The sequence below is a fragment of the Pseudomonas sp. TWP3-1 genome, from assembly GCF_049896625.1.
Lineage (GTDB): Bacteria > Pseudomonadota > Gammaproteobacteria > Pseudomonadales > Pseudomonadaceae > Aquipseudomonas.
Genome location: NZ_JAFCUQ010000032.1, coordinates 20291 through 33546 on the forward strand (window position 1 = coordinate 20291; position 13256 = coordinate 33546).

11 protein-coding genes and 2 pseudogenes are annotated in these 13256 nt (G+C 54.2%); 7 read left to right on the forward strand and 6 right to left on the reverse strand.

Annotated features, from left to right (window positions below):
• Positions 1-323 precede the first annotated feature (323 nt).
• The 6 genes and pseudogenes from ACP7BN_RS27060 (at position 324) to ACP7BN_RS27085 (ending at position 6105) form a co-directional block, all read left to right on the forward strand.
• Positions 324-704, forward strand: a complete 381-nt coding sequence (locus ACP7BN_RS27060) for a DUF6124 family protein (RefSeq protein ID WP_420648766.1) — start codon at positions 324-326, stop codon at positions 702-704.
• A 20-nt stretch (positions 705-724) separates the two neighbouring features.
• Positions 725-967, forward strand: a pseudogene (locus tag ACP7BN_RS27065) (DUF6124 family protein); the annotation flags it as partial.
• Positions 968-1241: 274 nt separating this feature from the next.
• Positions 1242-1895, forward strand: coding sequence for an ABC transporter ATP-binding protein (locus ACP7BN_RS27070; RefSeq protein ID WP_420649533.1), 654 nt, complete (start codon positions 1242-1244; stop codon positions 1893-1895).
• Positions 1892-4363 carry an ABC transporter permease gene (locus tag ACP7BN_RS27075; RefSeq protein WP_426206863.1) on the forward strand — a complete coding sequence of 824 codons (2472 nt, stop codon included), beginning with the start codon at positions 1892-1894 and terminating at the stop codon, positions 4361-4363. The genes ACP7BN_RS27070 and ACP7BN_RS27075 overlap by 4 nt, the downstream gene beginning before the upstream one ends.
• Complete coding sequence (locus tag ACP7BN_RS27080; protein WP_426206864.1) at positions 4353-5420, forward strand: lipocalin-like domain-containing protein; 1068 nt, start codon at positions 4353-4355, stop codon at positions 5418-5420. The genes ACP7BN_RS27075 and ACP7BN_RS27080 overlap by 11 nt, the downstream gene beginning before the upstream one ends.
• Positions 5421-5520: 100 nt before the next feature.
• On the forward strand, positions 5521-6105 hold the full coding sequence (locus tag ACP7BN_RS27085; protein WP_426206865.1) for a hypothetical protein: 585 nt from the start codon (positions 5521-5523) through the stop codon (positions 6103-6105).
• A gap of 346 nt (positions 6106-6451) precedes the next feature.
• Here the strand turns inward: ACP7BN_RS27085 and ACP7BN_RS27090 are convergent, their stop codons facing one another.
• The gene (locus ACP7BN_RS27090) at positions 6452-7276 is read right to left on the reverse strand and encodes a glycosyltransferase (protein ID WP_426206866.1); all 825 of its coding nucleotides are present in this window, start codon (positions 7274-7276) and stop codon (positions 6452-6454) included.
• Between the two features lie 175 nt (positions 7277-7451).
• Between ACP7BN_RS27090 and ACP7BN_RS27095 the strand changes: the two genes are divergently transcribed.
• The gene (locus ACP7BN_RS27095) at positions 7452-8255 is read left to right on the forward strand and encodes a VanW family protein (RefSeq protein WP_426206867.1); all 804 of its coding nucleotides are present in this window, start codon (positions 7452-7454) and stop codon (positions 8253-8255) included.
• 159 nt (positions 8256-8414) lie between these two features.
• Here ACP7BN_RS27095 and ACP7BN_RS27100 read toward each other — a convergent pair whose 3' ends face one another.
• The 5 genes and pseudogenes from ACP7BN_RS27100 to ACP7BN_RS27120 all read right to left on the reverse strand — a co-directional run bounded on the left by ACP7BN_RS27100 (position 8415) and on the right by ACP7BN_RS27120 (position 13055).
• The gene (locus ACP7BN_RS27100; RefSeq protein ID WP_426206868.1) at positions 8415-8954 is read right to left on the reverse strand and encodes a DUF1523 family protein; all 540 of its coding nucleotides are present in this window, start codon (positions 8952-8954) and stop codon (positions 8415-8417) included.
• Between the two features lie 781 nt (positions 8955-9735).
• Positions 9736-10173: pseudogene (locus ACP7BN_RS27105) on the reverse strand (RHS repeat-associated core domain-containing protein); the annotation flags it as partial.
• A gap of 334 nt (positions 10174-10507) precedes the next feature.
• A complete protein-coding gene (locus ACP7BN_RS27110) occupies positions 10508-10978 on the reverse strand; it encodes a hypothetical protein (RefSeq protein WP_420649525.1) in 471 nt (156 codons plus the stop codon).
• 342 nt (positions 10979-11320) lie between these two features.
• Complete coding sequence (locus tag ACP7BN_RS27115; protein WP_420649524.1) at positions 11321-12376, reverse strand: hypothetical protein; 1056 nt, start codon at positions 12374-12376, stop codon at positions 11321-11323.
• Positions 12369-13055, reverse strand: coding sequence for a hypothetical protein (locus tag ACP7BN_RS27120; RefSeq protein WP_426206869.1), 687 nt, complete (start codon positions 13053-13055; stop codon positions 12369-12371). Before ACP7BN_RS27120 ends, ACP7BN_RS27115 begins: the two co-directional genes overlap by 8 nt.
• Between the last annotated feature and the right edge of the window lie 201 nt (positions 13056-13256).

Consider the following 13256-nt stretch of genomic DNA (forward strand, 5'->3'; position numbering starts at 1 on the left):
CGCCATAAAGGCTACAACACCTTGCGCCGTTGCCTACGCGTACGCCAGAATCCGCCGGCTTGTGCGGCTTTGAGGCGGGCTATATCGTTTCCCGGTCACTGAAAAACAGTGATCGGGTTTGGTAGCCCGTCTGTAATAGCTGTATGGCAACACCGTATGCAGTCCCTCTTCTTGGGGCTCGGTTTTATGGTGGTCATGCGTGGGGCTCATCCGTGAGCGCCGGGTTCCTATTGCAGCCGGTCTACCAACCCGCGTATGGCCGCCACCCATCGTTTGGTAGCGAGGGTGATGGCTCCTAAATTTCTGCGATAGGAGTTACATCTATGTTCAAAGCCACACCAAACCCACCGCACACCGATCCAATCCCCTACGACCCCGAACTCGAAGCCGAAAACATAAAAACGGCCACAGAACGAGCAATCAACCTCTACCTCGATCCTGCCACACACAAGACATCCAAACCTTCACGCAAGCCCGGCCGAATCTTCCTGGTCAACCCAACAGTGGACGACGAAACCCTACTCGTCGAAGCATGCGAAACGCTGTCGTCCGCCACGGACATGGCCCGCGACATCGCCAGTACGATCGATCCTTCACAGCGCAAAGCGATGCTGGTGTTGCAGCAGGTCATCATGCTCAGTGAGTTGCTGGCCAATCGCGTGCTGGATAACCAGCGCATCCCGCAAGCCGGGGGTATCAACTGATGCTCACGACAGCGCCCACCGCCAGAATCATGGCCACGCCCTACACGCCCAGCGTGATGTTCATGGTCAACCCGCAAGCCGACACTGAGTCGTTACTGGTCAATGCCTGCGAGTCGTTGGCCTCGGCCACGGTCATGCTCGGTGATTTTGCCGGGTTGCTGGAGGGGCCGAACCGCAACACGTTGCTTGGGATTGCGCAGGTGGTGATGTTGGGGGAGTTGGCGGTTAATCGAGTGCTGGATAACGTTGTGCCGAAGGAGTAGTTGCGGTGGGGCTGCTTGCTGTGTTCCTTCAGTTTCAGCCCTCACCCTAGCCCTCCCGAAACGTCGGACCGCCCAGAGGGAGAGGGGACTGACCGAGGTGATCTTGAAAGTTACGCCGACGTGAAATACCGAGTCGAACTCAAGTTCTGAAAATCACGCAAATCGGCTCCCATTCCCCCTCGCCCCCTTGGGGGGGCAGCGATTTCCAGCCGTACACAGATTCCAGCCCAACCATCCGCTATCCTTGCCCCACACTGACCAATCAGGTGGCGGCATGCTCCACGTCGAAAACCTCTGCAAAACCTACCCGACCCCCCAAGGCCCGCTGCCCGTGCTGCAAGGCATCGACCTGAGCCTGAAATCCGGCAGCAGCCTGGCGCTGATGGGCGAGTCCGGCAGCGGCAAGAGCACGTTGCTGCACCTGATCGCCGGTCTGGACCAGGCCGACAGTGGCAGCATCCGCAGCGGCGAGCATCGGTTGGAGCTGATGAACGAAGGCCAACTGGCGAACTGGCGGCGTAGCGAAATCGGCCTGGTGTTCCAGCAATACAACCTGATCGGCAGCCTGCGGGTCGAGGACAATCTGGCGTTTCAGGCGCGCCTTGCCGGGCGTCACGATCCGCGTTGGCAAAAGCATCTGGTGCAACGTCTCGGTCTGTCCGATTTGCTCAAGCGTTATCCCGAACAACTCTCCGGCGGCCAGCAACAGCGCGTTGCACTCGGCCGGGCGCTGGCCTCGAAACCGAAATTGCTGTTGGCTGACGAACCCACCGGCAGCCTCGACGAGGCCACCAGCGATGAAGTGCTGCGCCTGTTACTCGAACTGCTGGATGACACGCCGACCACGTTGCTGATGGTCACCCATAGTCAGCGTGTCGCGGCACGGCTTGCCGAGCGCGTGGTTTTATCCAGTGGCCGTTTGACGTGATGGTATTCCGGCAAACCCTGATTGCACTGCTCAGCCATTGGCGCCGGCATCCGGTGCAGTTTTTCAGCGTGCTGACCGGGTTGTGGCTGGCCACCAGTCTGCTGACCGGCGTCGAGGCGCTGAACAGTCAGGCGCGTGACAGCTATGCCCGCGCCAGCCAGTTGATCGGCGGCGAGCCGCAGGCCAGCCTGAGTGCGCCGAGCGGCGCGAATTTTTCCCAACAATGGTTTGTCGATCTGCGCCGCCAAGGCTGGCCGGTGTCGCCGGTGTTGCAGGGCCGTTTGATTCTCAAGGATCACGAAACCCAGCGCCTGCAATTGATGGGCATCGAACCGGTTTCGCTGCCGGGCGACAGCGCCGTGGCCGGGCGGGCGATGCCTATCGAGCGCATTGTCGAGTTCTTCAGTCCACCGGGTAGTACGTGGATTTCACCGGAAACGTTGCAGGCGCTGGATCTGCACGAAGGCGCTACCCCGCAGACCGAAAACGGCCAGACCTTGCCACCGTTGCTGGCGCAAAAAGACATGGCGCCGGGTGTGCTGCTGGTCGATATCGGTGTCGCGCAACACTTGCTCGATCAGCCCGATCAATTGTCTCGGCTGTTATTGCCCAAGGATTTTCACGCTGAGATCCCGGCTGCGTTCAACGGCTTGTTGCAACTCAAAAGCAGCGGTGAGGAAAACAATCTCTCGCGGCTCACCGAGAGCTTTCACCTCAACCTCGATGCGCTGGGATTTCTCTCATTCATCGTCGGCCTGTTTATCGTGCACGCGGCTATCGGTCTGGCGCTGGAACAACGCCGCGGATTGCTGCGCACGTTGAGGGCCTGTGGCGTCAGCGCGCGGATGTTGATTGCCTGCCTGATCGTCGAACTCGGTGCGTTGGCGTTGATCGGTGGTGTGTTCGGCGTGATCAGCGGTTATTGGCTGGCCAGCGTATTGCTGCCGGATGTCGCCGCCAGCCTGCGCGGTTTATATGGCGCGGAAGTGGCGGGGCAGTTGCGCTTGAGTCCGTGGTGGTGGTTCAGCGGCATTGGTTTGAGTTTGCTCGGCGCGCTGCTCGCTGGGGCCAACAGTCTGCTGCGCGCGGCGCGTCTGCCGTTGCTGGCGGTGGCCAATCCGCAGGCGTGGCATCAACAACATGCGCGTTGGTTGCGCCGCCAGGGTTGGGTGGCTGGCGTGTTTGCCGCGATTGCCTTGATCGCGTTGATTTGGGGCAACAGCCTCGGCAGTGGTTTTGTGCTGATGGCTGGGCTGTTACTCGGCGCGGCGCTGGCACTGCCGGTGCTGCTCAGCGCGGTGTTGAACGGTTTGCTCGGGCGCAGTCGTTCGGTGCTCGGTCAGTGGTTCCTCGCCGACTGCCGTCAGCAGTTACCGGCGCTGAGTCTGGCGTTGATGGCGCTGCTGTTGGCGATGGCGGCGAATATCGGCGCCGGCAGCATGACCGCCGGTTTCCGCCAGACCTTCAATGACTGGCTCGAACAGCGCCTGAGTGCCGAGCTGTACCTCAACCCGAGCAATCCGGCTCAGGCGCGGGAAATGTATGGCTGGCTCAAACAGCAACCGAGCGTGAGCGCGGTGCTGCCGAACTGGCAAGTCTCGGTGACGTTGCAAGGCTGGCCAGCGGACGTGTACGGCGTGATTGACCATCCTTACTATCGTCAGCACTGGCCTCTGCTTGAAGCGCATGGCGAGAATCCGTGGTCGGCGCTGGCCACCGATGATGCGGTGATGCTTAGCGAACAACTGGCACGACGCCTGAAAGTTGCACCGGGCGATCACCTGACGATCCCCACACCGGGCGGTTCCTGGTCGCCGCGAGTCGTCGGGATCTACGCCGACTACGGCAATCCCAAGGGCCATGTGCTGGTGAGCAGCAATCACCTGCTGCGCGGCTGGCCGCAGTTGACGCCGAACCGCTTCAACCTGCGCATCGATCCAGCGCAAATCCCCGCGCTGCTGAGTGGCGTGCAGGGGCGCTTTCAGCTCGACGACAGTCGCATCGTTGATCAGGCGCGGCTCAAGGGTTGGTCGGTGCAAGTGTTCGAGCGCACCTTCGCCGCGACCGCCGCGCTCAACAGCCTGACGCTCGCGGTCGCGGGTGTGGCGCTGTTCATCAGCTTGCTGACGCAGAGCCAAAGTCGCCTCGGCCAGCTCGCGCCGCTGTGGGCGCTGGGCGTCACGCGTCGACAATTGATGCTGCTCAACCTCGGCCAAACCTGGCTGCTGGCGGTGCTGACGTTGGTGTTGGCATTGCCGTTGGGGATTGCGTTGGCGTGGTGTCTGGACGCGGTGATCAATGTGCAGGCGTTTGGCTGGCGCCTGCCGCTGCGGGTGTTCCCTTGGCAACTGTTGCAACTGATGGGGCTGGCGCTGTTGGCGACATTGCTGGCGTCGGCGTGGCCGCTGTATTCGCTGTACCGCACGCAACCGGCGGATCTGTTGAGGACGTTTGCTCATGAGGATTAACGTCGTTCTGCTGTTGCTCGCGCTGTTTTTGAGCGGCTGCGATAAACCCGCACCCGAGCAAAAAGGCTTCGCCGGGATGGGCGATCAGGCGCAGGCCTTCACGCCAGTGGTACCGGGGCGGGTGTTCAGCTTCCCGGCGGATCACGGTGCGCATGATGGATTTCGCATTGAATGGTGGTACGTCACCGCCAATCTGAAGGATCAGCAGGGCAACGAATTCGGCGTGCAATGGACGTTGTTCCGCAGCGCGTTGAACGCGAGTGCCGGGCAACCGGGCTGGGCCAATCAGACCATCTGGCTCGGGCATGCGGCGGTGACTTCGGCAACTGCGCATCACGCTGCCGAGCGTTATGCGCGGGGCGGAGTCGGGCAGGCCGGGGTGCAACTGGCGCCGTTCGATGCGTGGATCGACGACTGGCGGTTCGTCAGTCAGGCCAGTGATCCGCTGACTGACTTGCAGCTCAGCGCCCGTGACAAGAACTTCAGCTATCAACTGCGCCTGACCTCGAGTCGGCCGCTAGTGTTGCAAGGCGACAAGGGCTTCAGTCAGAAATCCGAACAGGGCCAGGCTTCGTACTACTACAGTCAGCCGTTTTTTCAGGCCAGCGGCACCTTGGTAATCGACGGCAAAAGCTACAGCGTCAGCGGCCCGGCCTGGCTTGATCGCGAATGGAGCAGTCAGCCGTTGACGGCCAATCAGACGGGTTGGGACTGGTTCTCCCTGCATCTCGACAGTGGCGAGCATGTGATGCTTTATCGCATGCGGCAGAAGGAGGGAGCGCCGTATCTTACCGGTACATGGATTGCCGCAGATGGCCGGGCCGAGACCCTGCATGCCGGGCAGATCAAGCTTACTGCGCAGGACACTGTGACGGTTTCCGGGCGTTCGATGCCGGTGCGTTGGACGATCGCTATCCCTTCGAAACGGCTGGACATCACTCTTGATGCACTTAACCCTCAGGCCTGGATGGATCTGCGCATTCCGTACTGGGAGGGGCCGGTGCGCTTGAGTGGCAGTCAGGGCGGGCGCGGCTATCTGGAGATGACCGGCTACTAAGGGGCAGCATTTTTCGGAGCGTCTATGCTCCTTGGCACGCATTGCGCTGGAACCGATTCTGCGCCGTGTGCTGCCATCCATCACAGGGAATGTACCGCTTATGAAGCTCAAAGCACTGACTCACGCCATCGCCCTCGCTACTGTTCTGTCCGCTGGCAGCCTGTCGGCAATGGCTGCCGATATTCCGCTGTCTGCCACCGTCGAAGCGGACGAGGTGACCACCAAAGTGCTGGCGGTTGACCCAGCCAATCATCAAGTTGTCCTTGAAGGCGCAGAAGGCCGCCAGGTGCACGTCCAGCTCAGCGACAAGGCGAAAAACCTTGCCAATCTCAGGGTTGGCGATCAGGTGAAGGTCGAAGTTACCCGTGCTGTCGCTGCTTATTTGGACACCGACGTGGATAAAGGTCTGCCTGGCTCTACCGAACGTACCGGTGAGCTGCGCAACGCGCCGGGCAGCAGCAACCCGGGTGGCGAGGCATTCCGTCAGGTGCAGGTGCAACTGAAAATCACCAAAATTGATCTGAACAAACATCAGGTCACGCTGGAAAACCCATCCGGCCAATCGAAAACCCTCGACGTCGTGAGGCCTGAGGTTCAAGCCAAGCTCAAAGACCTGAAAGTCGGGCAGAGCGTGGTAGTGACTTACACCGATATCCTGAAAGTGACTAGCCAACACGAAAGTTGAGTACTAGCTCTACAGGATGATTGTTCTTGTACAAGGTATTTGTATGAGAACAATCATATGAAATTTTCGAACCTGACATTTGTTGAAGTTTGTCGGTAAATATCGGTCACACATTGCTGTTAACGTTTTAGTACACAAATTTCATGTTCGGGAAGGACGACATATCTGCCAACTTCCATTAAAATCCCTCCCGTTCGCCCAGTGTCAGGGCTCTTTACCGGTGCATGGATTGCCAGGCCATTACACTGGGCGAACACCTCCTCGGAGCAGAGGCAAAAAATTCAGACAAAAAAAGGGCGACTATTAAGTCGCCCTTTTTTATTGTCCGCTGTTATTTATTTGCAGATCAGTTATGGCTCGCTTGGCGCATGCCGCGTTCCAGCTGGAGGCGCTTGAGCGTCTCCTGATACATCTTGGTGCGGCGGTGATTTTTGCCGTAGGTGCCCGCCGCAGCGACCGTGCCTGCCTGAATATGGTCGAGATAGCGAAAAATCTTGCGGTGAGAGAGGAACTTGATTCCGTAGCCTTGGCTAAGCATACGGTCTTGCAGGGTATAACCGGGCACTCGGTCATCCATGGAGAAATGCAAACCGCGCGACTTCATCAAACGGCAATTCCACAAGGTGCAGAAGCTCTTGAGATGAGTTTCTCGATAAGGCTTTGGTTCTTTGGAGGGCAAGCCCATGCTCGTTCTCGCCCGACGATAGTAGTGTTTGACAAAGCGCGAACTTAAACGCCAGGTATCTCTCAACAGGCCGCGATCAAGTTGCTCTACACAACCGACAGCCGCCATGTCCGGAGTTTTCATGCACTCGCGCATCATCAGTGCAAAGATGTCTTTGTCGTAGACAAAGGTATCGGTGTGCAGCAAAAACAAGTAGTCGGTTTCAACTTTTTCCAATGCCAGATCGAGCGCTTTACCATGAGCAATATGGCCATGTTCCTTCCCCGGCGAAGGACGTTCGATCAGATTAATCCAGTCGAGCGAACGCAAGTAATCCAGACTCTCGTCAGCGGAGTCGTTGTCTACGACCCACACCGGAATTTGATGCTGCGTGACGTGTTGGTGCAAAAGCTCCAGGCACATCTTCGTGAGATCCGCCGTTTTGTAATTCACCAAGACGAGACTGAAATTCGACTGCTGTCTGGTTGGTAAATCAAACGTTCTCATAGGTATGGCTCATCCGCAGCTTATGGGCTTGTTCTGCCGCGGATTGTATTGAGGCAACCTTAGCTCAAACTTAATTTTCACCGCGAAGCCATGCGCAGCCCCGGCAGATTCACGCTAAAATCCGCCGCCATTGCTCAGCTCAAGGAAGAAAACGGCAGCCGCCGTTGCGTCACGGATGAAACCACTTTCCCTTTACCACCCGGCCCTGTACTGGATGCGCGTGTGGCAAAAAAGACTGTTCCGGCAGATCGCCTGGCGCTACTCGCGTAAACGCTATGCGATGCCTATTGCGTTGGCCGAGCGCTTGCCGTTTCGCTACCTGAAACACACCTCAAAACTGATCCGCAAACTCGGCGACTCCGACCTGGCGTTGCAACACAACAAAGTCATTAACCTAAGACTGGCGGTCGCCGCCATCGACGGCGTAATCATCGCCCCCGGCGAACACTTCTCCTTCTGCCGCCTGGTCGGCCGCCCGACCCGCAAACGCGGCTATGTCGAAGGCATGGAGCTGTCCTTCGGCGAAGCGCGTACCGGTGTCGGCGGCGGCATTTGCCAACTGAGCAACCTCATCCACTGGATGGCCATTCATTCACCTCTAGTGGTGATCGAGCGCTCCAACCACAGTTTCGACCCGTTTCCGGATGAAGGTCGGGTGCTGCCGTTTGGCTCCGGTGCGGCGATTTTCTACAACTACGTTGATCTGGTGCTGCACAACCCGACGGATCGCAGTTTTCAGCTGAAGTTGAATGTCGCGCAGACGCAGTTGGAGGGGGAGTTGTTGTGTGATCAGGCACGGGAATTCCGCTATCACGTGTTTCAAGAAGCGCATCGGTTCGTTCGGGATGGCGGGCGGGTGTTTCGGGAGAATGAGATTTGGCGGGAGGTGCGGGAGAAAGGGCAGATTGGCGAGTTGGTGAAGCGTGAACGGCTTTATCGGAATCGGGTGGTGGTGAAATATGAATCGCTGAAGGTTTGATCGAGGACAAGCTGGGCAGTGGGGGATGAATACCACTAGGAGCGCGTGCGTTTCATGGTATTCATCCAAAGCGCTAAGCTAATGTCCGATGCTGTTGAAGGACTGGACCGAGGTCGGCAGATAGCCGACCGGTTATTTGACGCGGCCAGCCCAAAGTGATCAGTTCACCGCAATTTGGCCACGGCGTTTCAGGCGGCGCCGTACGACAAAGGCGATAACCACCACGAACAGTGTGGTCACACTGAAGAAAATGGTGTTGAACCACGGGAACGGTTGGTCACGGTGGGTCGTCGGTTCGATGTGCGTAATATTGGGGAAGACCGACAGGATCTGAATCCGCCAACCGTAGTAGCGGATGAGCGCCAACTGCGTCGTATCACGCGAATAGCCCTGGGCCTTGGCCTGAATGTCGGCCGAATCAAACTTAAAGTACCAAGGGAAGCTCCAGCCGGTATCTTCGTTGCGATACACCACGACCTTCTTCGTGTCCGGGTCCTCGGTATTAATAAAGTAGACATCCCGGGTCGGGCCGTCCGCAGGGTTCTCGGCATTGATGACCCCGTCGTCGTCGACGCGCTTGACTTCGACGCCGGTGATCAGCACTACCTCGTGTTGAGGTAGCACGTAATACAGCCCTAGCGCAGAGGCACCCAGCACCAGAATGAGTGCCCCCAGAACCAATCCTTTTAACCACTTCATGTGCACACTCCGATTGTAATGGACGCAATTCTGCCGCAATTCTGCTGAGCGAGTGTAGGTGTTTGGTTCTGAAAAGGCCTGATATCCGGGCGGAGACATTTGTTGAAACGATTTTCCCATCCGGCCAAAAAAAGGGGAGGCTTTATCGGAATCGGGTGGTGGTGAAGTATTAAATCGCTGAAGGCGTGGTGGAGGAGGCGGGGGCGAGCGGCCGGACACCTGCGGCAAGACCAATTACGCTGCCACGCCGCGATTTTTGGGTAAAGGTGATAGTTAAAAGGGGCGCTCGCTAAAGTTTATTTCACCCTCACTACTGATGCAGCCTATGAAGCTGAGGCTGTCTGAGAAGAAGTAGGTGTGTTGAGGTATATCCGAAAAAATTTTTAGTATGTTTTCCAAGCGTGCCGTGCTTGTTCTGTATGCGCTCTCAGTAAGAGAGTCGCCAATGAAAATTATCTCAGAGACATTCAGGTCTCTTATTTTATTTGATATATCAAAGAGTGCTTGTTTTTTTCACTTTTTGCGTAGCTCATGCTGTTTTTGATTGTGTTCCACACTATTTTAGATCCGGAGAATGGGAGTTTTTCGTTGATGCTAGACACAAAAGTCTCATGGGCTTCGGGCTCCAGTATCTCAAAAAGAATATTGAAGGCTGTTAAGTCTTTTTCAAGTTCGTCGTCGAAATAACTCATTTTTTTAATGCCATGAGCAGTTCTATCACTGTTTTTTCGCTTGCGTTGAAGAGGTAGTGTGGGCAGGTTTTTTACCTGGCCAGACATTCAGTCCCCGGATTGTAGTAGCGGTGCCGGTTGTAATGTAACCCTGTCTCAACATCGAAATACTGGCCTTGAAAGCGCAACAGGTTGGTTTTATGAGATCGATAGGTCTTGGCGAATTTATCAATGGTTTTCTTTGCGTCAGCCGCACGAAATGCTTTGTCTTCCGACGCTTTCGAGTACTTGACCTGCACCACGACGATCTGGTGCGCATTTTCGAATGAGGCAGCATCTCCATAGTACAAAACGGCATCGGCAATCTCATTTCCCGCGTCCGCTGCCCCTTTTTGATCGAGAGGGGAAAAGCCCTTGATCGCAACCCCAATGAATTTGTCTTTGGGCAGCACCAACCCCAGACATTTACGTGCCACCCACGCCTCGTGGAATTCATGACCGTCCCGGGATGCACGGACACTGTCCATTTTTTTTCGCATTTTAGCCATAGAGATCGAAGCACTCCCTGCTAGCTTTTCTGGGTGTTAAGTACCGATCATGACATTTTCTACCAACGCGGCCTATCCGAAGGCGCCGTTAGGGAAGATCTTGCCGCAGCGGGTGAATCGCCCGGAGTTTGGTAGACACTTTCAAGCCTCGAAAATAGACCGTTGAGTAGTTGCTATGGGCAAGCAATAATGAAATGAATAAATCGAAACTATTCGAATCATGGATCCGCAAGCAGCATCCTGATTTCGAGTTGGCTGGGCGATGAGGTTAAACCAGTGCCCACGAAAACCCCTATGCATTACTAGGGAACGTATCTTTGCAGTTGAACTCAATTCACAAACTTTCGAGTTCAAATAAAAATCCTTTGGCTTTTAATCTTTTGATCTCTTCGTCAAATTTGTATTTGGGCAGATCTCTGTTTTTTATGTCGTATTCCTGCCTCAATAGTCGAAATAGTTTTCCAATGTTTTTCTTGGCTTTCTCATCAAGGCTTTCAATTAGATCATAGCTATCGCTGGCTAGAAACGGAATCTTGCTTTTTAATGTGTAGTAAGCGCTTATGTTTGAGAGCAATCCTTCCGCATCCGAATAATCTTCGTTTAAATATTTGGCGTAATCTTCAAATATTTTTGTCAAAAGGCTTTGTGGCGCTTTTTGATTTTTTAAAACACTGCACATTTCCTGCCAGTTGCTCACATGCAGGTGGTCACCCCAATCGGAACCTCTAGCGAAATAAATCCCTTCACCTTTGAAGAACTCGGAAATTTCATGCTGATCTAAGGCGGTTTCAAATGTGGTTTTCATTGAAGCTTTTCCCAATCGTCGAAGTTTTTCAGTAGTGTCCCAATGTCACAATTGGAAAATGAATCTGTCCCCTTTACGTTACCGAAAAACGCATAGGCATCACAGTCCGAAGCGTGTCGATGAAAGCGTTGCTGTTGATGCTGAAGAATTTCACGTCTACGATCCATTTGGGACTGTGTCCTTGGTTTGTCGGGGTGTGTTCGCAACTATCACCGTAGACCAAGACCAGCCCTTCTTCATTTTTTGCTTTCAACTCAAGTGCTTAGCAGTTAAGTAAGTGCCATTCAAATCTGTCCCCTTTCCATTCCAGTGCGTGGTAAGCGATTGTAATTACATCAGGCATTATTGAGTCTCTGTGTCTGAGGTCGTGTTAGTGTCGGAGGATTTAATTCTGAAGTAATCCAGCAGTGTGTTTCCGCTTGCAAAGAATTGAAGGGCTTTTTCACTTTCTTTCACCAGTTCTTCGCTAGGTTTCACATGGTCAATTGCTGAGATACTTTTTGACCATTCTATAACTTCCGTTGGAAAGCTAGCTTTCGGTCGATTGTTAATCCATGCAGAAATGTAGCATGGTAAAGTCCATCCACTAAATAGTTGAATTGTGAGGAAGCCCCATATATAACGTACTAGCGAATGGTTTTCACGATAGTTTTCGCGGCACAGGTGGAAAAAATCAACTGATCCTTCTTCCAGGTCGTCAGTGTAATTCCTTGGCAAGGCTGTAAGGCCTTTTTCCATATAAGCTCTAACTGTTTCCCATTCAGATAGCGCCGCGTTGAAGCTGCCGCACGGAATAATACTCCACAGAATATCTCCATTAGAATTGTTCCGCAAACCAATCATCAGTTTGTGTTCTGGAGTAGCTGCATATTGAGTTACTTGTCTTCCGGTGGAAATGCAAGTAATGACATCTTCCCAATGGACGTACTGCGGTTTTTGTCCTTTTTTTGCAATGTAAACGACTTCTCGGCGCTCTCGGTTGAACCGGAGTGGAGGTTGTGAGGAAATGTCATTGGCTATTTTTATGAAGTAGTAAAGGTAAAGCGCAGCGATGGATAAGATTATGAGCCATATAACTGGGTTGAAAAAGAAATTCGCCCAAGCGCTAAAAAAGGGTTCTGAGTTTCTTCTGATCCAGGAAGCAAACGCTGAGAATAACAAAAGTGAAGTCACTATCAGCATGATCGATCCTATGCCGATCCGCGCCATAAATTCAAAATTTCCTCGCCCAGCTGAAAAATCCAGAAAAGTATGGTTGGCGCTCTGATGTAACTCGCGAGCGCTTACCGCGAGTACCCCAGTAGGTATTGGCTTTGGGGATAAGTATATAACCTTCAAGCCATTTTCCTGTTCAAAGTCGCCAGCACGAGGTAGGCGCTGGTATTTTTTTTCAAGCACGTAGAGTCTCCGTTTTTATCTCATCCCATTTTAACGAGGTTTTACTGATTTTGACTGATGTTTCACCCTTAAGTGCTTTGTTAGTAACCGAGAAATTTAGGGATATCGGATAGAACAAAAAGCTATCATCGGATTTTAAGGGGGTTACAGCCACGTCTGGTTTGACGCTCAAGCGCAGCTGTAGTTGAGACTGTTCGCTACACCATTCATCTGGAATTTCAAGTTTCAAGAGTAGAGGGTCGGTAGTTGTTATTTTGAGGTTCTTCAATAATGTCGTGCTCACGTCCTTTTCGTGGTCGACATCGGGAGATATGAGCTCAGCCTGAAACCGGATGGGGTTTTCGCTCAGGGTTTCAATTGAAACTCCTGGTAGGGAAATTCCTATAGTACGAATGGCTTGCGTACGATTTTTGTCTTTTATAATCCCAGCATCAACAATGACTGGGCGTAAGTTTGCTTCAGCTAATCCTTGCGCGTGCTTTGGCATATCCCAATTTTTATCGTCCATTCCCCAGCAGCAGTTGAGCATCCAGCGCTGCTGATCGTCGAGATTGAAGTAATTGTACAGAGACTCGCCACCGAGTTGTAATGCAGTGAAACCAAGCGACCACGGAGTCAGTCGTGATGAAAAGCTTAAAAATCGAACCCCTTTCGTTCCCCATGCTCTTCGAATGGCCACTACTCGCTACGCCTTGGGTGTAGTTACAAAGATACGGCCAACTGAGCTTATGTCTCGAACCGATCTAACAGTAGTGAGAGCCATAGTTGCTGTATTGCCCATGTTGCCAGTGAATGCCATCAAAGCTCCACCTGGGGGGGGGGGGGGGGGGCGGCGGGGGGGCCCCGCGCGGCGGGCGGGGGGGGGGGGGGGCGGGGGCGG